Below are 13901 nucleotides of genomic sequence, written 5' to 3' on the forward strand. Positions count from 1 at the left end.
TGTTCGTCAGCAGCAGAGGAAGAAGATTATGAAGCAATTTCTGTTTCTCGTCAACCCCTTCTTTGCTTCGTCTCAGTTTCCTGAGTTCGCTGTTGCAAGATCAACTACTTGATTTCGTTGACGTTTTCATACAGCGCCGAAGCGGAGGCGAATCATAGCAAAGGTGCGCAGTGGTTCGCAAGGGCTTTGCGTGACTATGTTCAAGAGGGGGGCGGATGTGCATAGGGTGAGACAGCGTGGACAGTAGCGCTGGCTAGATGCCAGCACTACGAATGTCCACCCTACAAAAGCCAAGACAAGGTGGGTTCGAGAACCCACCCTACGAAGTATCACCTGTTCAAGCCTTACTCTTTCAAGGTGACCGTGGTGTAGTTGGGGTCGGCCTTGATCTTCGCCGGGGTGAACGGCAACACCGGCCACTCCTTGCGCGAGAAGACCTGCGTCTGGTCGGCATACCAGGGCGACTTCGGATCGGTCGACTGGCCGTAGGTCAGCATGGCCTGGGCCACCGGGCCGGCGTCGTCGAAGGTAACGGTCTGGATATAGCTCTGGCCCCAATGCACGCCTTCATAGCCGCCCGCGCCCAAAGGATTACGCATGGTCAGCGAGTTGTACGAGCCGTCGAGGTTGCCGATGCCGCCGTGCAGCGGAATCCGCACGCCGTTGCGCGGTTCGACCTGGTAGTCGCCGAGGCGGCCGTCTAGGGGGATACCAAGGCCCTGCAACTTCACTGCGGCATTCTTCAGTGCGGCCAGCATGGCGGGAACGGCCGCCGGCGCCACTCCGTAAGGCGTGCGCACGGGATCGGCCGGGTTGAACGGCACCGCCCACTTGTTCGGAATCGCCACCGCCGTATTCCAGAACTCGCGGAACAGGACGGCGCCGCGGCTATCGATGTTCACGCGGCGGTCCCAGGCGCTCAGGACATTGCAGGCCTGGACCAAGACGGCGTCGGCATTCCCGGCGCAGGCCGGCAACAGCTCGGGCAGCACCAGCTCGGCAGCGTACAGGCGATTGGCAAAGGCCAGCTCCTGGATATCGGTGAGCTTGAGCTTGCCACGCTGGGCGACCATTTCCTCGAACTGCAGGAAGCCAATGCGGGTGCGCAGGCTTTGCTCGACGCCCACGCGGCCGTACAGCGGCGAGAAGCCGAGCGGCGCCGGGCCGGTCAGCAGGGCCTTGGGATTGCTCAGCCAATAGCTGTCGTTCGAATTCCCGACGTAATCGGTGCGCAGCAGCCATGGGGCATTCGCCGGCGAGTAAATGCCCGGAGGCGCGCCCGCATCCTGGCCCCAGCCGCAGCTGCTGCGCGAGCCGTCGAACAGTAGCGCCGCCTGCAGCAGCAGGCAACCGTTGGCGAACTTGTCGGCATTCATGTGCGGCACCACGCTGGCGTCGGCATACAGCGCATTGCCGGCGCGGTCGGCCGCCACCGTGTTCACCCAGGGCAGGCCCACCGCTCTATCGAGCGAGGTTTTCAGCGCCTGCACGCTGTTGGCGGTGCCGATGCCCAGCCATTGCTCGATCAGGCGCGTGTTGTTGCGGTTCGGGTCGGCCAGCACGTAGGCGGCGCTCGCGGTCCAGGTCATGCCCGCTTCCGGCTTGACGATGACGGCGCCCTGCTTCGCAAAATAAAAGGTCTTGCTGCGCTTCTGGATGGCGCCGTCGGCCTGCAGCAGGTCCACCGTCACCGTCTTCGACGTCATCTTCTGGCGTTCGCCATCGATCATGTAGGTGGTGCCGCTGGCGTCGCCGGCGTCCAGCGCCAGCCGGAAGGTGGTGAAGTGCATCGCCGTGGTGACGGTATGGCTCCAGGCGACATCTTTATTGAAGCCGATGACGACCACCGGCACGCCGCCAATGATCACGCCCATGGCGTCGTAGCGGTTCGGCACCGTCAGGTGGGCCTGGTAGAAGCGGTCGGTCGTGGTCCAGGGATAGTGCGGGTTGCCGAGCAGGAGGCCACGGCCGTTGGCGGACAGGTCCTTGCCGACCGCCAGCGCATTGCTGCCGAAGCCCTGCCGGTTCAGCTTGTCGAGCCGCGCCACCAGGAAGGAAGGGTCCAGCTTGCCCGGCGCGCGCTTGGCCAGGCTGACCGGGGCGGCCGGCAAGCGCCCTGCGGCGACGAATTCCTTGGAGAATGCCTGGCCGGAGGCGTGCAGCGCCTTCTCGGCGATCACCAGGTACATGTCGTCGACTGTCATCGGGCGTACCCAGCGGGCGGTGGCGCAGGGAGCGGGCAGCTTGCCGGCGTAATCCTTGAGGTAGCGGTTGTAGCCCTCGACGTAGCCTGCGAGAAGGTCGCGCGTTTCCTGGCCGCCGGCGGCATAGTTGGCGCGCAATTGTTCGAGGTCGATGTAGCCCTTGAAGAAGAAGTCGCTGTCCTCGTTCTTCAGGTCCATGAAGCCGCTGGCGGCGCCGTATTCGTCGCCGCTGCGTTTTGGCGCCCGCGCCTCGCCGCCGAAGAAGGCCGAGCGCTCGCCGCGCACGGTGAGCAGGGAATCGGCGAACATGCAGACATTGTCCTGCGCGTAGGCATAGGCCAGCCCATAGCCGAGGCTGCGGAAATCGTTGGCCTGCACGTGCGGCACGCCGTGGGTGGTGCGGGCCAGCTCGACGCTGATGCGCGAGGCGGTGGCCGGCGGCGGAGGTGGCGCCGTTTCATCGTCGTCGTCGCTGTGGTGGCAGGCGCTCAGGGTCAGGACCAGGGATGCTGCAAGGAGGAGGCGGCACGATGGATGGCTCGCGCTGTTGCTACGCTTCATAAGGACGCTTTCTGCGGCTGTGGCCGCGTGACCGGGTGGGAAAGTGAACGTTCATGGGGCAGGCATGCCCCAGATTGATGCGAAGAACCAGCTTGAATGCTGGCATGCACCTTATAAACTCGTCAAGCTGCTGGGCTCGCTATTCCTGCCGCGCCATGGCTTGTGTCGCTTTTATGCGGAGCGTGCCGACACGCCTTACTTTGGGGCAACGAGCGGGACCACGGCGCGGACCGGCAGGCCCTGCTGCGCAATCGCCGTCTTCAAGGCAGCGATGCGTTCCCGCATGGCCGGGTGTGAAGTGAAATAATGCGAACCCGGGATCTCCTCGCCTTTGTCCAGTGCCTCGAAGAATTCGGTGGCGCCGCCGGCATGGCCATAGCGGCAGGCCAACACCTGCAAGGCGCGGGCGTCGGCCGCCGATTCGCGCGAACGCGAGTAATCGGCGTCGCCCAGCTGCCGCACCGGCGCCAGCACGCTGGCCAGGGCCGAGGTATCGCCGCTGAGCAAGGCGGCAAGGCCGTACAGCACGATGCCGCGCCCCAGCGCGCGCAGGTGGTCGCGGTGCGACAGGTGGGCCATCTCGTGGGCCAGCACGAAGGCCAGGCCGTTTTCCGATTGCACGTGCTCGAGCAGGGCCGAGAACACGTAGATGTTCCCACCCGGCAGCACGACCGCGTTCGGCGCCGTCGATTCGGTCAGCCTGAGCGTGGCCGGCCCGGTGAAGCGGGAACAGCTGCGCAGGCTGTCGACCAGCGCCTGCAGCCGGGCCTCGCGCGCATCGCCCTGCCCCGGCGCGGCGATTTCGGGCGCCTTGTCGGCAAGCAGGCGCGTGAGCGAGGCCTCGGTCGAGGCATCCATGCGGTCGACCACGGTATCGACCAGCAGGCCGAGCAGGAAAAAAGCGAGCAGCCCGAGCAGCGCCAGCTTGAACAGGATGGACAGGAAATCCTTGAGCGGATGCGCGTCGCTGACGTTGTCGTTCTGGCTGGGCAAGGAGGGCTGGTACTTTGGCCGATGCGTCATACCGCGCCTGGTTCCACCATATAGATGGCGGTGGCAAAGGCAAACACCTCGACGGCGCCGATGCCGCCCCGGGCATTTTTTGAGAGCGGCGCCGTTTCCAGGCGCAGGTTGACGATCTCGTGGGCGCCGGGACAGCTTTCCTTCAGGCGCAGGATGGCTTCGCGCTTGGCGCGGTCGAGCAGGCTTTCATAGGACTTGACCGGGCCGCCGACGATGCTGCGCAGGCCGGCGGCGGCGCGCTTGAAGTAATCGACCGAGACGACCACGCTGCCGCCCACCAGTTCGCTGCGCGCGACCTGCCCCTGCAGCAGCGGATAGCGGCTGGCCGTGGCCGGCAGGTGCAGCCAGGCTTTTTCGCGTTCGTGGATCGAGCGGTAGTGGCGCTTTTCGTTGAGCTGCCCGAACACGAAGCCGAGCACGAGCGGCACGACCCAGACCAGCAGCGGAAAGAAGGGAACGAAGGCTTCCATGTCAGGCGACCGTGACCGCGGTGCCGTAGACGTAGATCTCGGCGGCGCCGACCGCCACCGAGGAGGTCGAGAAGCGCACGTTGACGATGGCGTTGGCGCCCATCTGCGCGGCTTGCGCCTTCATGCGTTCGATGGCCTGGTCGCGCGATTCGTTCAGCAGTTCGGTGTAGCCGCGCAGTTCACCGCCGACGATGTTCTTCAGGCCAGCCATGATGTCGCGGCCGACGTGCTTGGCGCGCACCGTGCTACCCGAGACGACGCCGTGGCTGGCGGTGATGGTCTTGCCGGGGATGGTTTCGATATTGCTGAGGAACATGATCTGCTTTCATGAAAAATCGTTGAACATGCATTCTATGCATGATCGTTTGATAATTTCAATACGGAAAGCATAAGGCGTCATCGATCCTGCAGACGAAAAAAAACCCCAGCACACGGGCTGGGGTTTTTCTCTATAACTAGCCTGACGATAACCTACTTTCACACTGGTTGCAGCACTATCATCGGCGCAAAGTCGTTTCACGGTCCTGTTCGGGATGGGAAGGGGTGGGACCGACTTGCTATGGTCATCAGGCATAACTTGCTGGAAAACTGTTCCACAACTGGGCAACAGGCTTCCTGAATTCCGGAGCGCATTCTAACAGGCAATATCTGAAAAGGCCAGTGCCGCAGGAAGCGCCAGCGCGTAAAATGCCGGTTTCTCCAGACCGCACCGCGCCATGACCATCCTGCTCGCCACCCTGAACGCCCGCTATGCCCACGCTTCCCTGGGCCTGCGCTACCTGTTGGCGAACATGGGGCCGCTGCAGGAACAGACCGCGCTGATGGAATTCGTGATCGGCGCCAAGACCACCGAAGTGGTCGAGCGCCTGCTGGCGCGCAAGCCGCGCATCGTCGGCTTCGGCGTCTATATCTGGAACGTCGAGGAAACGACGAAAATCGTCGCCATGCTCAAACGCGTGGCGCCCGAGGTAACGGTCGTGCTGGGCGGCCCCGAAGTCTCGTTCGAGACGAACGAGCAGGAAATCTGCAGGCTGGCCGACTATGTCGTTACCGGCTGGGGCGACGTCACCTTCCCGAAACTGTGCGGCGAGATCCTGCACGGCCCCAAGCCATTGATGAAGGTGCACGCCGGCGTGCAGCCGCCGATGGCCGACATCGCCCTGCCCTACTCTTTATATAGTAGCGAGGACATCGCCCACCGCACGGTCTACGTGGAAGCCTCGCGCGGCTGCCCCTTCAAGTGCGAATTCTGCCTGTCCTCGCTCGACAAGACGGCCTGGCCCTTCCCGCTGGACGACTTCCTGGCGCAGATGGAAGATTTGCATGCTAGAGGCGCGCGCCTGTTCAAGTTCGTCGACCGCACCTTCAACCTGAACGTGAAGACCAGCCTGCGCATCATGCAGTTCTTCCTCGACAAGCTGGAAGCCAACCCCGACGATCCGGTGTATGCCCACTTCGAGCTGGTGCCCGACCACCTGCCGGAAGCATTGAAGGAGACCATCGCCAAATTCCCGGCCGGCGCCCTGCAGTTCGAGATCGGCATCCAGAGCTTCAACCCGGAAGTGCAGGCCCTGGTCAGCCGGCGCCAGAACAACGAGAAAGCGGCCGACAACATCCGCTGGCTGTGCGAGCAATCGCAGGCCCACCTGCACGTCGATTTGATCGCCGGCCTGCCCGGCGAAGACATGGCCAGCTTCGCGCGCGGCTTCGACCAGCTGGTGGGACTGGGCGCCCACGAAATCCAGTTCGGCATCTTGAAGCGCCTGCGCGGCACGCCCATCATCCGCCACACCGGGCCCTTCGCCATGGTCTACGACCCGTATCCTCCCTACACGGTGCTGGCCACCAGCACGGTCGACTTCACGACCATGCAGCGCCTGGTGCGCTTTGCCCGCTATTGGGACCTGGTGGCGAACTCGGGCCGCTTCGCGCACACAGTCAAGGCCTTGCTCGGCGACCAGCCCTTCGTCAACTTCATGGCCTTCTCGGACTGGATCTACGGCCGCACCGACGCCACCCACCGCATCGCCCTCGACAAGCTGGCCAAGCTGGTGGGCGAGTGGCTGGTGGAGACCGGCATGGACCGCGAAGAGGCCGCGCGCCTGCTGGCCAGCGACTACGCCGGCAAGGTCGACGCGAAGGCACACAGCGCGCCGCAAGCGGTGGCCACGCCGGTGCGCCAGGTACGCCATTTGGCAGCCTGAGCACTCTACAGGAGCGCGTCCGAGCAAATTTGGCCGATTCCTTTTACACTGCAATAATGCAGATTGATAATGCGCCAATATTAACTATCCAGAAATCCGCCTCCGGCGCGGGGCAATCTGTCATGGCGAGCGGCGTCTGGCAGGTGCACGCCCTTACCGCCAGCGGCAAGCTGAAAGGCATCAACCGCAGCCTGGCGGCCCTGAAGAAGGGCGGCACGCTGGAATGGGACCTGACCGAAGTCGACAGCATCGACCACATCGGCGCCCAGATGTTCTGGAATGCCTGGGGCAAGAAGCGCCCCGCGCAGCTGAAGCTCGACCCGCGCCAGGAAGAACTCTTCGCGCGCATCGAGAAGGCCACCGAGATCAGCATGCCGCGCCCGCGCACCAGCGCGCTGAACTGGATCATCGTGCTGGGACAGGGCCTGCTCACCTTCTTCGAGCACCTGCACGGCTTCGTGGAACTGATCGGGCGCCTGGTGCAGGACCTGGGGCGCTTCGTGCGCCGCCCGAACACCGGCCCCTGGCGCGAAATCTCGGCCAACATCTACCACTCCGGCTTCCAGGCCCTGGGCATCACGGCCCTGGTCGGCTTCCTGATCGGCGTGGTGCTGTCTTATTTGTCGGCGCAGCAGCTGCGCCAGTTCGGCGGCGACGTCTACCTGGTCGACATCCTGGGCATGGCCGTGATCCGCGAACTCGGCCCGCTGCTGGCGGCAATCCTGGTGGCCGGCCGTTCCGGTTCCTCGATCACGGCGCAGCTGGGCGTGATGCGGGTGAACGAGGAACTCGACGCCATGCTGGTAATGGGCATCTCGCATGGCTACCGCCTGATCATGCCGAAGGTGATCGCGCTCGGCATCGCCATGCCGCTGCTGGTGGTCTGGACCGACGCCATGGCCCTGCTCGGCGGCGCCGCATCGGCCAAGCTGGAGCTGGGCCTGTCGTTCCGCTACTTCCTGCAAAAGCTGCCGGACGCGGTGCCGATGGCGAACTACACGATCGGCCTGTTGAAAGGCATGACCTTCGGCATGCTGATCGCGCTCGTCTCCTGCCACTTCGGCCTGCGCATCAAGCCGAACACCGAAAGCCTGGGGCGCGGCACCACCACGTCCGTGGTCACCTCGATCACGGTCGTCATCCTGGCCGACGCCGTGTTCGCCATCATCTTCAGCGGGGTGGGTTTCTGATGGCAGACGACGTGAAGCACAACGACAAGCGCCGGCAGCAGCTGAACCGCAAGCCGGAAGAAGACGTCGGCCCGCCGGTGGTCGAGATCCGCAATTTGTGGACCAAGTTCGGCAAGACCGTGGTGCACCAGGACCTGAACCTGGAAATCTATTCGGGCGAAATCCTGTCCATCGTCGGCGGCTCGGGCACCGGCAAGACCGTGCTGCTGCGCCAGATGCTGGGCCTGAACCAGCCGACGCGCGGCTGCGTGCGCGTGTTCGGCGAAGACATCAGCGCGGCCGGCCCCGAGCAGCTGCAGCGCATGCGCAACCACTGGGGCATGCTGTTCCAGGAAGGTGCGCTGTATTCGGCCCTGACGGTGTTCGACAACATCGCCCAGCCGATGCGCGAGCTGCGCGCCCTGCCCGAAGACGTGATCCGCGACGCCGTGCTGCTGAAGATGGACATGGTCGGCCTCGGCGCCGAGCATGCCAACAAGATGCCGTCCGACCTGTCGGGCGGGATGGTCAAGCGCGCCGCACTGGCGCGCGCCCTGGCGCTGGAGCCGCGCCTGCTGTTCCTGGACGAGCCGACCGCCGGCCTCGATCCGGATCTGTCGGACGCCTTTGTGTCCCTGATCCAGTCCCTGCACCGGGAACTGAAACTCACCGTGGTGATGGTGACCCACGACCTCGACACGCTGTTCGCGCTTTCGTCGCGCATCGCGGTCCTGGCCGAAAAGCACGTGCTGGCGGTCGGACCGTCGCGCGACGTGCTGCGGGTCGACCATCCGTTCATCAAACATTTCTTCCTTGGCCCGCGCGGGCGCCGTGCACTCGAAGTGCTCGACGAACGCGACGAAGCCGCCGAAGACGAAGCGAAGGAGTGACATGGAAAACCGATCCTATGCCCTGATGACAGGCGTGTTCACGATTGCCCTGCTGGTGGCCACCGTACTGGTGGGCCTGTGGCTGAACCGCGATAAAACCGAGCTGTCTCCCTACGAGATCGTCACCACCCAGTCGATCCCGGGCCTGAACCCGCAGGCGACGGTGCGCTACCGCGGCCTGGAAGTCGGCCGCGTCGACGAGATCGTGTTCGACCCGAACGTCGCCGGCCAGATCCTGATCCGCCTGTCGGTGGAAGAAGGCTCGCCGATCACCACCACCACCTTCGCCTCGCTGGGCTACCAGGGCGTGACCGGGATCGCTTTCATCCAGCTCGACGACCAGAACACCGACGCGCGCAAGCCGTCGCCGCTGCTGAAGACGGAAAAGGAACACGTGGGCCGCATCCCGCTGCGCCCCGGCCTGCTCGACCAGCTGGAAAAGCGCGGCCTGGCGCTGCTTGAGCGCACCGAGGAAATCACGGCGCGCGTCAACAACCTGATGAGCGACGAGAACCAGCAGACCATCATCGGCGCGTTCGACAACATCAGCAAGGCCGCCGCCGCCTACGGCGAGATTCCGCAGAAACTCGGCCCGACCATCGACCGCCTGCCGGCCCTGGCCGAGAAGATCGACCGCAGCGCCGATTCCTTCGGCGCCTTCTCCGACAGCGCCAAGGCCACCGCCGACAACTTCGACCGCCTGGCCACCGGCCTGCAGGCGCCGGACGGCCCGCTCAATCGCCTGAACGGCGCCATCGATTCGCTCACCGGCGTCACCGCCGACCTGGAAGCGGAAACCCTGCCGCACGTGGTGCGCATGACCGACGAGGCGCGCACCGCCCTGCGCTCGGTGCGCCGCACCGCCGATTCGCTCTCGGACCGCCCGCAAAGCATCCTGTTCGGCGCCCCCGACGCCCAACCCGGCCCCGGCGAACCGGGCTTCGTTGCCCCGACCAAATGAGGACCACCATGATTTCGCCCCGCATTCTCGGTGCCGCCACTCTTGCCATGACGCTTGCCCTGGCCGGCTGCGCCTCGTCGAGCAAGTCCAAGGCCAACAACGACCAGTTCGACTTCGGGCCGCTCGGCGCACCCGTGGCCCAGATGCCGCAGGCACCGATCGCCGCCGTGGTCGTGATGGACGTTACCGGCTCGCCCGCGCTCGAGAACGAACGCATGCTGTACCGCCTGAACTACGCCGACCCGCTGCAGGCGCGCACCTATGCCAACAGCCGCTGGAGCGCGAGCCCGCTGATCCTGGTGACCCAGCGCATCAAGGCGCGCCTGGCCCAGGCCGGCGTGAAGGTGCTGTCGGCAACCGACACCATGAACAACGTGCCGATCCTGCGCATCGAACTCGACGACTTCACCCACGCCTTTGCCAGCACCGCCCAGAGCGAAGGGCAAGTCGTGTTGCGCGCCTCGGTATTCCGCGGCCACACCCTGCTCGACCAGAAGACGATCAGCCGCGCCTCGCCGGCGCCGAGCGCGGATGCCACCGGCGGCGTGCGCGCGCTGGCCGCCAGCACCGACGCCGCCGCCGCCGACATCGCCGCCTGGCTGGCCGGAATCGATACCCGGGCAAAATGACCGGCAAAGAAGTAAAAGAACCGGCTTCGGGCTCAGAGCCGCCCGACGCCGCGCCGCGCCGTGGTTCGCCCGTGGCGCGCGCGGCCCTGCTCGCCTACTTCCTGCTGATCGTCTACGCCAGCTGGTATCCCTTCACCGGCTGGCGCAACAACGGCCTGCCGGTGTTCTCCTTCCTGAACCTGGTCAAGCAGCGCTACTGGACCGGCTTCGACGTGATGGTGAATATCGTCGGCTACGTGCCCCTGGGCGTGCTGCTGGTGCTGGCCATGTATCCCTTCGTGCGCGGCATCTGGGCCGCGCTGCTGGCCGCCATCCTCGGCGTGCTGGTCTCGGGCGGCATGGAGGCGGTGCAGAACTTCCTGCCCAGCCGCGTGCCCTCGAACCTCGACCTGCTGACAAACAGCGTCGGCTGCCTGGCCGGCGCCTGCATCGGCCCCTTCCTGGCGCGCGGGCTCTTGCAGGAAGGACGGCTGCAACGCCTGCGCCAGCGCTGGTTCGCGCCGCATGCCAGCCAGGGCCTGGTGCTGCTGGCCCTGTGGCCGCTGGCCCAGATCTACCCGCAAAGCTTTTTGTTCGGCCATGGCCAGGTGCTGCCCATGGTCTCGGGCTGGCTGTCCGATTGGTTCGACGAAGACATCGACCTGGTCGCCATGCTGCGCCCGGGTCCTGCCATGGGCGTGGAGCAGTACTGGCTGTCGGAAACCATCATCACCGCCTGCGGCATGACCGGCGCTGCCTTGACGCTGCTGTGCCTGCTGCGCCGCAGCGCGCCGCGCTATACCCTGGTGATGCTGATGCTGTTCGCGGCGCTGGTACTGAAAACCCTGGCCAGTTCGCTGCTGTTCCGGCCGGATAACGCCTTTGTCTGGGTGACGCCGGGCGCCGAGGGCGGCTTCCTGATCGGCCTGATCATGCTGGCCGGCCTGGCCTTTGCGCCGCAGATCGCCCAGCGCCGGCTGGCGGTGGTGACGCTGGTGCTGAGCCTGATCGTGGTAAACACGATCCCGGCGAACCCCTACTTCACTTCCACGCTCCAGGGCTGGGTGCAGGGCAAGTTCCTGAACTTCAACGGGGCGGCCCAGTTCCTGTCGATTACCTGGCCATTTTTCGCGCTCTGGTTCCTGCTGCTGCCCTCACACAAGTTAAATCGGCACTGAGTGAATCGCCACCAAAGAACGCGTATCATTCGACATAGCCTCTGCATTGGACACGATATGAACGACGAGAAACCCTTCTACGAACACCACGTCTTTTTCTGCATGAACGTGCGCGAGGGCGAGAATTGCCGCCAGAGCTGCGGCAAGGCCGGCGCCGAGATCGCGCAAAAGCATGCCAAGAAACGCATCAAGCATCTCGGCCTGAACCAGCCGGGCAAGGTGCGCATCAACCAGGCCGGCTGCCTGGAGCGCTGCGAGGAAGGCCCGGTGCTGGTGGTCTACCCGCAGGGCACCTGGTACACCTATGTCGACACCAGCGACATCGACGACATTATCGACACCCACATTCTCGGCGGCCAGGTCGTCGAGCGCCTGAAGATCTGAACCGCTTAGCTACATGAACAAGTTTTCGAAGAAGTTTTACCTGACCGGCCTGGCAGGCAAGATGGAATGCCTGCTCGATTTGCCCGAGGACGCGCCGCGCGGCATCGCCCTGGTGGCGCACCCGCACCCGCTGTACGGCGGCACCATGGAAAACAAGGTCACGCAGACGCTGGCGCGCACCTTCGTCTCGCTCGGCTACGCCACGGCCCGCTTCAACTTCCGCGGCGTGGGCGAGTCCGAAGGCGAGCACGACCGTGGCCACGGCGAGGTCGACGACATGCAGGTGATGTTCAACCACATGCGCGAACAGTACCCGGGCCTGCCGGTGGCGCTGTCGGGTTTCTCCTTCGGCACCTTTGTCCAGGCCCAGCTGCATGCGCGCCTGGCCGCCGAGGGCAAGGCGGAGGCGATCGAGCGCATGGTGCTGGTCGGCACTGCGGCCGGCAAGTGGCCGATGCCGGCGGTGCCGGAAGACACCATCCTGATCCACGGCGAGCAGGACGACACCATCACCCTGCAGATGGTGTTCGACTGGGCGCGTCCGCTGGAAATCCCGGTGGTGGTGATTCCGGGCGCCGACCACTTCTTCCACCGCCGCCTGAATCCGATCAAGAACCTCGTCACCCAGATGTGGCGCCGCACCTGATCCGGTGCAAAGGCGACATGAACGCTGCATGATGGACACAAATTAAGGCTCCATTAAGAATGCGGGCCGGAAGCCTGTAGAGTTGGCTCCGGCACTGGCCTATAATGGGTCTCTTCTTTTTCTCCGGGCAATGTCTTTACGGGCAATGCCCGCGCTTCACCCATCCACTGAACAGACTTACGCTCCCATGAAAAAACTGATTGCGGCTATTGCCGCCAGCCTGCTGGTGGTATCGGCCAGTGCGCAAACCGTTCCCGCACCCCAGATTGCGGCCAAGTCCTGGCTGCTGCTCGACGCCACCAGCGGCCAGGTGATCGCCGCCCAGGATCCGGGCATGCGCATCGAACCGGCATCGCTGACCAAGATCATGACGGCCTACGTGACGTTCGAAGCCATCCGCGACAAGAAGCTGGCCCTGAACACCATGGTCAACGTCTCGACCCGCGCCTGGAAAGTCGATGCCAGCAGCTCGAAGATGTTCATCGACCCGGCCACCCCGGTCAGCGTGAGCGACCTGCTGCACGGCCTGATGGTGCAGTCGGGTAACGACGCCGCCGTCGCCCTGGCCGAAGCCGTGGCCGGCGACGAGGGCACCTTCGTCACCCTGATGAACCGCGAAGCCCAGCGCATGGGCCTGAAGAACACCCGCTTCGCCAATCCGCACGGCCTGCCGAGCCCGGACAACTTCTCGACCGCGCAAGACCTGGCCACCCTGGCCAATCGCGTGATCCGCGACTTCCCCGAGTTCTACAAGATCGACTCGGTCAAGCAGTTCACCTACAACAAGATCACCCAGCAAAACCGCAACCGCCTGCTGTGGCTGGACCCGACCGTGGACGGCATGAAGACCGGCCACACCGAATCCTCGGGCTACAGCATGATCGCCTCGGCGCACCGCCCGAACGGCAACAGCGGCGAGCGCCGCCTGATCTCGGTGCTGTCGGGCGCCAGCTCGGATGGCGTGCGTACCCAGGAAAGCCAGAAGCTCCTGAATTGGGGCTTCCAGAACTTCGACACGGTCAAGCTGTACTCGAAGGGCCAGGCCGTGGCGACCCCGGAAGTGTGGAAGGGTTCGCAGTCGAACGTGAAGCTCGGCTTCACCAACGACGTGCTGGTGACCGTGCCGAAGGGCGTGGCCGGCAAACTCAAGCCTGTGCTGGAACGCAAGGACCCACTGGTCGCCCCACTGGCGCGCGGCGCCCGCGTGGGTACGCTCAAGATGATGGTCGACAACAAGCCGCTGCTGGTGCTGCCGGTGGTGGCGCTGGAAGAAGTGCCGGAAGCCAGCATCTTCGGCCGCGCGTGGGATTCGATGCGCTTGTGGATGAAGTAAGCGTGTAGTGTGCTCCAAAAAATGCCCGCCCGGTGTATGCCCGGCGGGCATTTTGTTTTGGACTGCGGCGTGATGGGGTTCGTAGGGTGGACACCTGTGTCCACGCGGTACGGCGGTTGATCATCGATTGCCGTGAAATCATGTGGCGCCGTATATCGACCGGTGAGACAGCGTGGGCACAGGTGCCCACCCTACAAACCCGTCAATCAAATCGGCGCACCCCCGCTATAATTGCTCGTTACCGTTAAAGCAAGAAAGCCCCCATGATCC

The 13901-nt window shown here is 64.6% G+C and carries 13 protein-coding genes and 1 rRNA gene; 9 read left to right on the forward strand and 5 right to left on the reverse strand.

Features of this window, described 5'->3' with window-relative positions:
- Positions 1 to 344 precede the first annotated feature (344 nt).
- From LK540_RS24910 to rrf, 5 genes are all read right to left on the reverse strand, one after another.
- Positions 345 to 2765: a penicillin acylase family protein gene (locus tag LK540_RS24910; protein ID WP_229440097.1), complete on the reverse strand. Its 2421-nt coding sequence runs from the start codon at positions 2763 to 2765 to the stop codon at positions 345 to 347.
- A gap of 195 nt (positions 2766 to 2960) precedes the next feature.
- Positions 2961 to 3788, reverse strand: coding sequence for a M48 family metallopeptidase (locus LK540_RS24915; RefSeq protein WP_229440098.1), 828 nt, complete (start codon positions 3786 to 3788; stop codon positions 2961 to 2963).
- A complete protein-coding gene (locus LK540_RS24920) occupies positions 3785 to 4258 on the reverse strand; it encodes a YbjQ family protein (protein WP_229440099.1) in 474 nt (157 codons plus the stop codon). Before LK540_RS24920 ends, LK540_RS24915 begins: the two co-directional genes overlap by 4 nt.
- Before the next feature lies 1 nt (position 4259).
- Positions 4260 to 4574: a YbjQ family protein gene (locus LK540_RS24925; RefSeq protein ID WP_229440100.1), complete on the reverse strand. Its 315-nt coding sequence runs from the start codon at positions 4572 to 4574 to the stop codon at positions 4260 to 4262.
- Between the two features lie 142 nt (positions 4575 to 4716).
- Positions 4717 to 4829: ribosomal RNA gene (gene rrf, locus LK540_RS24930) — 5S ribosomal RNA — on the reverse strand.
- A 145-nt stretch (positions 4830 to 4974) separates the two neighbouring features.
- Between rrf and LK540_RS24935 the strand changes: the two genes are divergently transcribed.
- From LK540_RS24935 to LK540_RS24975, 9 genes are all read left to right on the forward strand, one after another.
- A complete protein-coding gene (locus tag LK540_RS24935; RefSeq protein WP_229440101.1) occupies positions 4975 to 6462 on the forward strand; it encodes a B12-binding domain-containing radical SAM protein in 1488 nt (495 codons plus the stop codon).
- A 56-nt stretch (positions 6463 to 6518) separates the two neighbouring features.
- On the forward strand, positions 6519 to 7652 hold the full coding sequence (locus LK540_RS24940; RefSeq protein WP_229440102.1) for an ABC transporter permease: 1134 nt from the start codon (positions 6519 to 6521) through the stop codon (positions 7650 to 7652).
- Positions 7652 to 8521 (forward strand): ABC transporter ATP-binding protein, encoded by an 870-nt coding sequence (locus LK540_RS24945; protein WP_229440103.1) that lies wholly within the window; start codon positions 7652 to 7654, stop codon positions 8519 to 8521. Before LK540_RS24940 ends, LK540_RS24945 begins: the two co-directional genes overlap by 1 nt.
- 1 nt (position 8522) lies before the next feature.
- Positions 8523 to 9482: an MlaD family protein gene (locus tag LK540_RS24950; protein WP_229440104.1), complete on the forward strand. Its 960-nt coding sequence runs from the start codon at positions 8523 to 8525 to the stop codon at positions 9480 to 9482.
- Positions 9483 to 9490: 8 nt separating this feature from the next.
- Positions 9491 to 10111, forward strand: a complete 621-nt coding sequence (locus LK540_RS24955; RefSeq protein WP_229440105.1) for an ABC-type transport auxiliary lipoprotein family protein — start codon at positions 9491 to 9493, stop codon at positions 10109 to 10111.
- On the forward strand, positions 10108 to 11268 hold the full coding sequence (locus LK540_RS24960) for a VanZ family protein (RefSeq protein ID WP_229440106.1): 1161 nt from the start codon (positions 10108 to 10110) through the stop codon (positions 11266 to 11268). Before LK540_RS24955 ends, LK540_RS24960 begins: the two co-directional genes overlap by 4 nt.
- 57 nt (positions 11269 to 11325) lie before the next feature.
- The gene (locus tag LK540_RS24965) at positions 11326 to 11652 is read left to right on the forward strand and encodes a ferredoxin (protein ID WP_229440107.1); all 327 of its coding nucleotides are present in this window, start codon (positions 11326 to 11328) and stop codon (positions 11650 to 11652) included.
- Between the two features lie 13 nt (positions 11653 to 11665).
- Positions 11666 to 12298: an alpha/beta hydrolase gene (locus tag LK540_RS24970; RefSeq protein ID WP_229440108.1), complete on the forward strand. Its 633-nt coding sequence runs from the start codon at positions 11666 to 11668 to the stop codon at positions 12296 to 12298.
- Positions 12299 to 12485: 187 nt separating this feature from the next.
- Entirely contained in the window at positions 12486 to 13631 is a 1146-nt protein-coding gene (locus LK540_RS24975; protein WP_229440109.1) for a D-alanyl-D-alanine carboxypeptidase family protein, read from the forward strand.
- The last annotated feature ends 270 nt before the right edge of the window (positions 13632 to 13901 follow it).

It is taken from the genome of Massilia sp. IC2-278 (genome assembly GCF_020708045.1).
Lineage (GTDB): Bacteria > Pseudomonadota > Gammaproteobacteria > Burkholderiales > Burkholderiaceae_D > Telluria.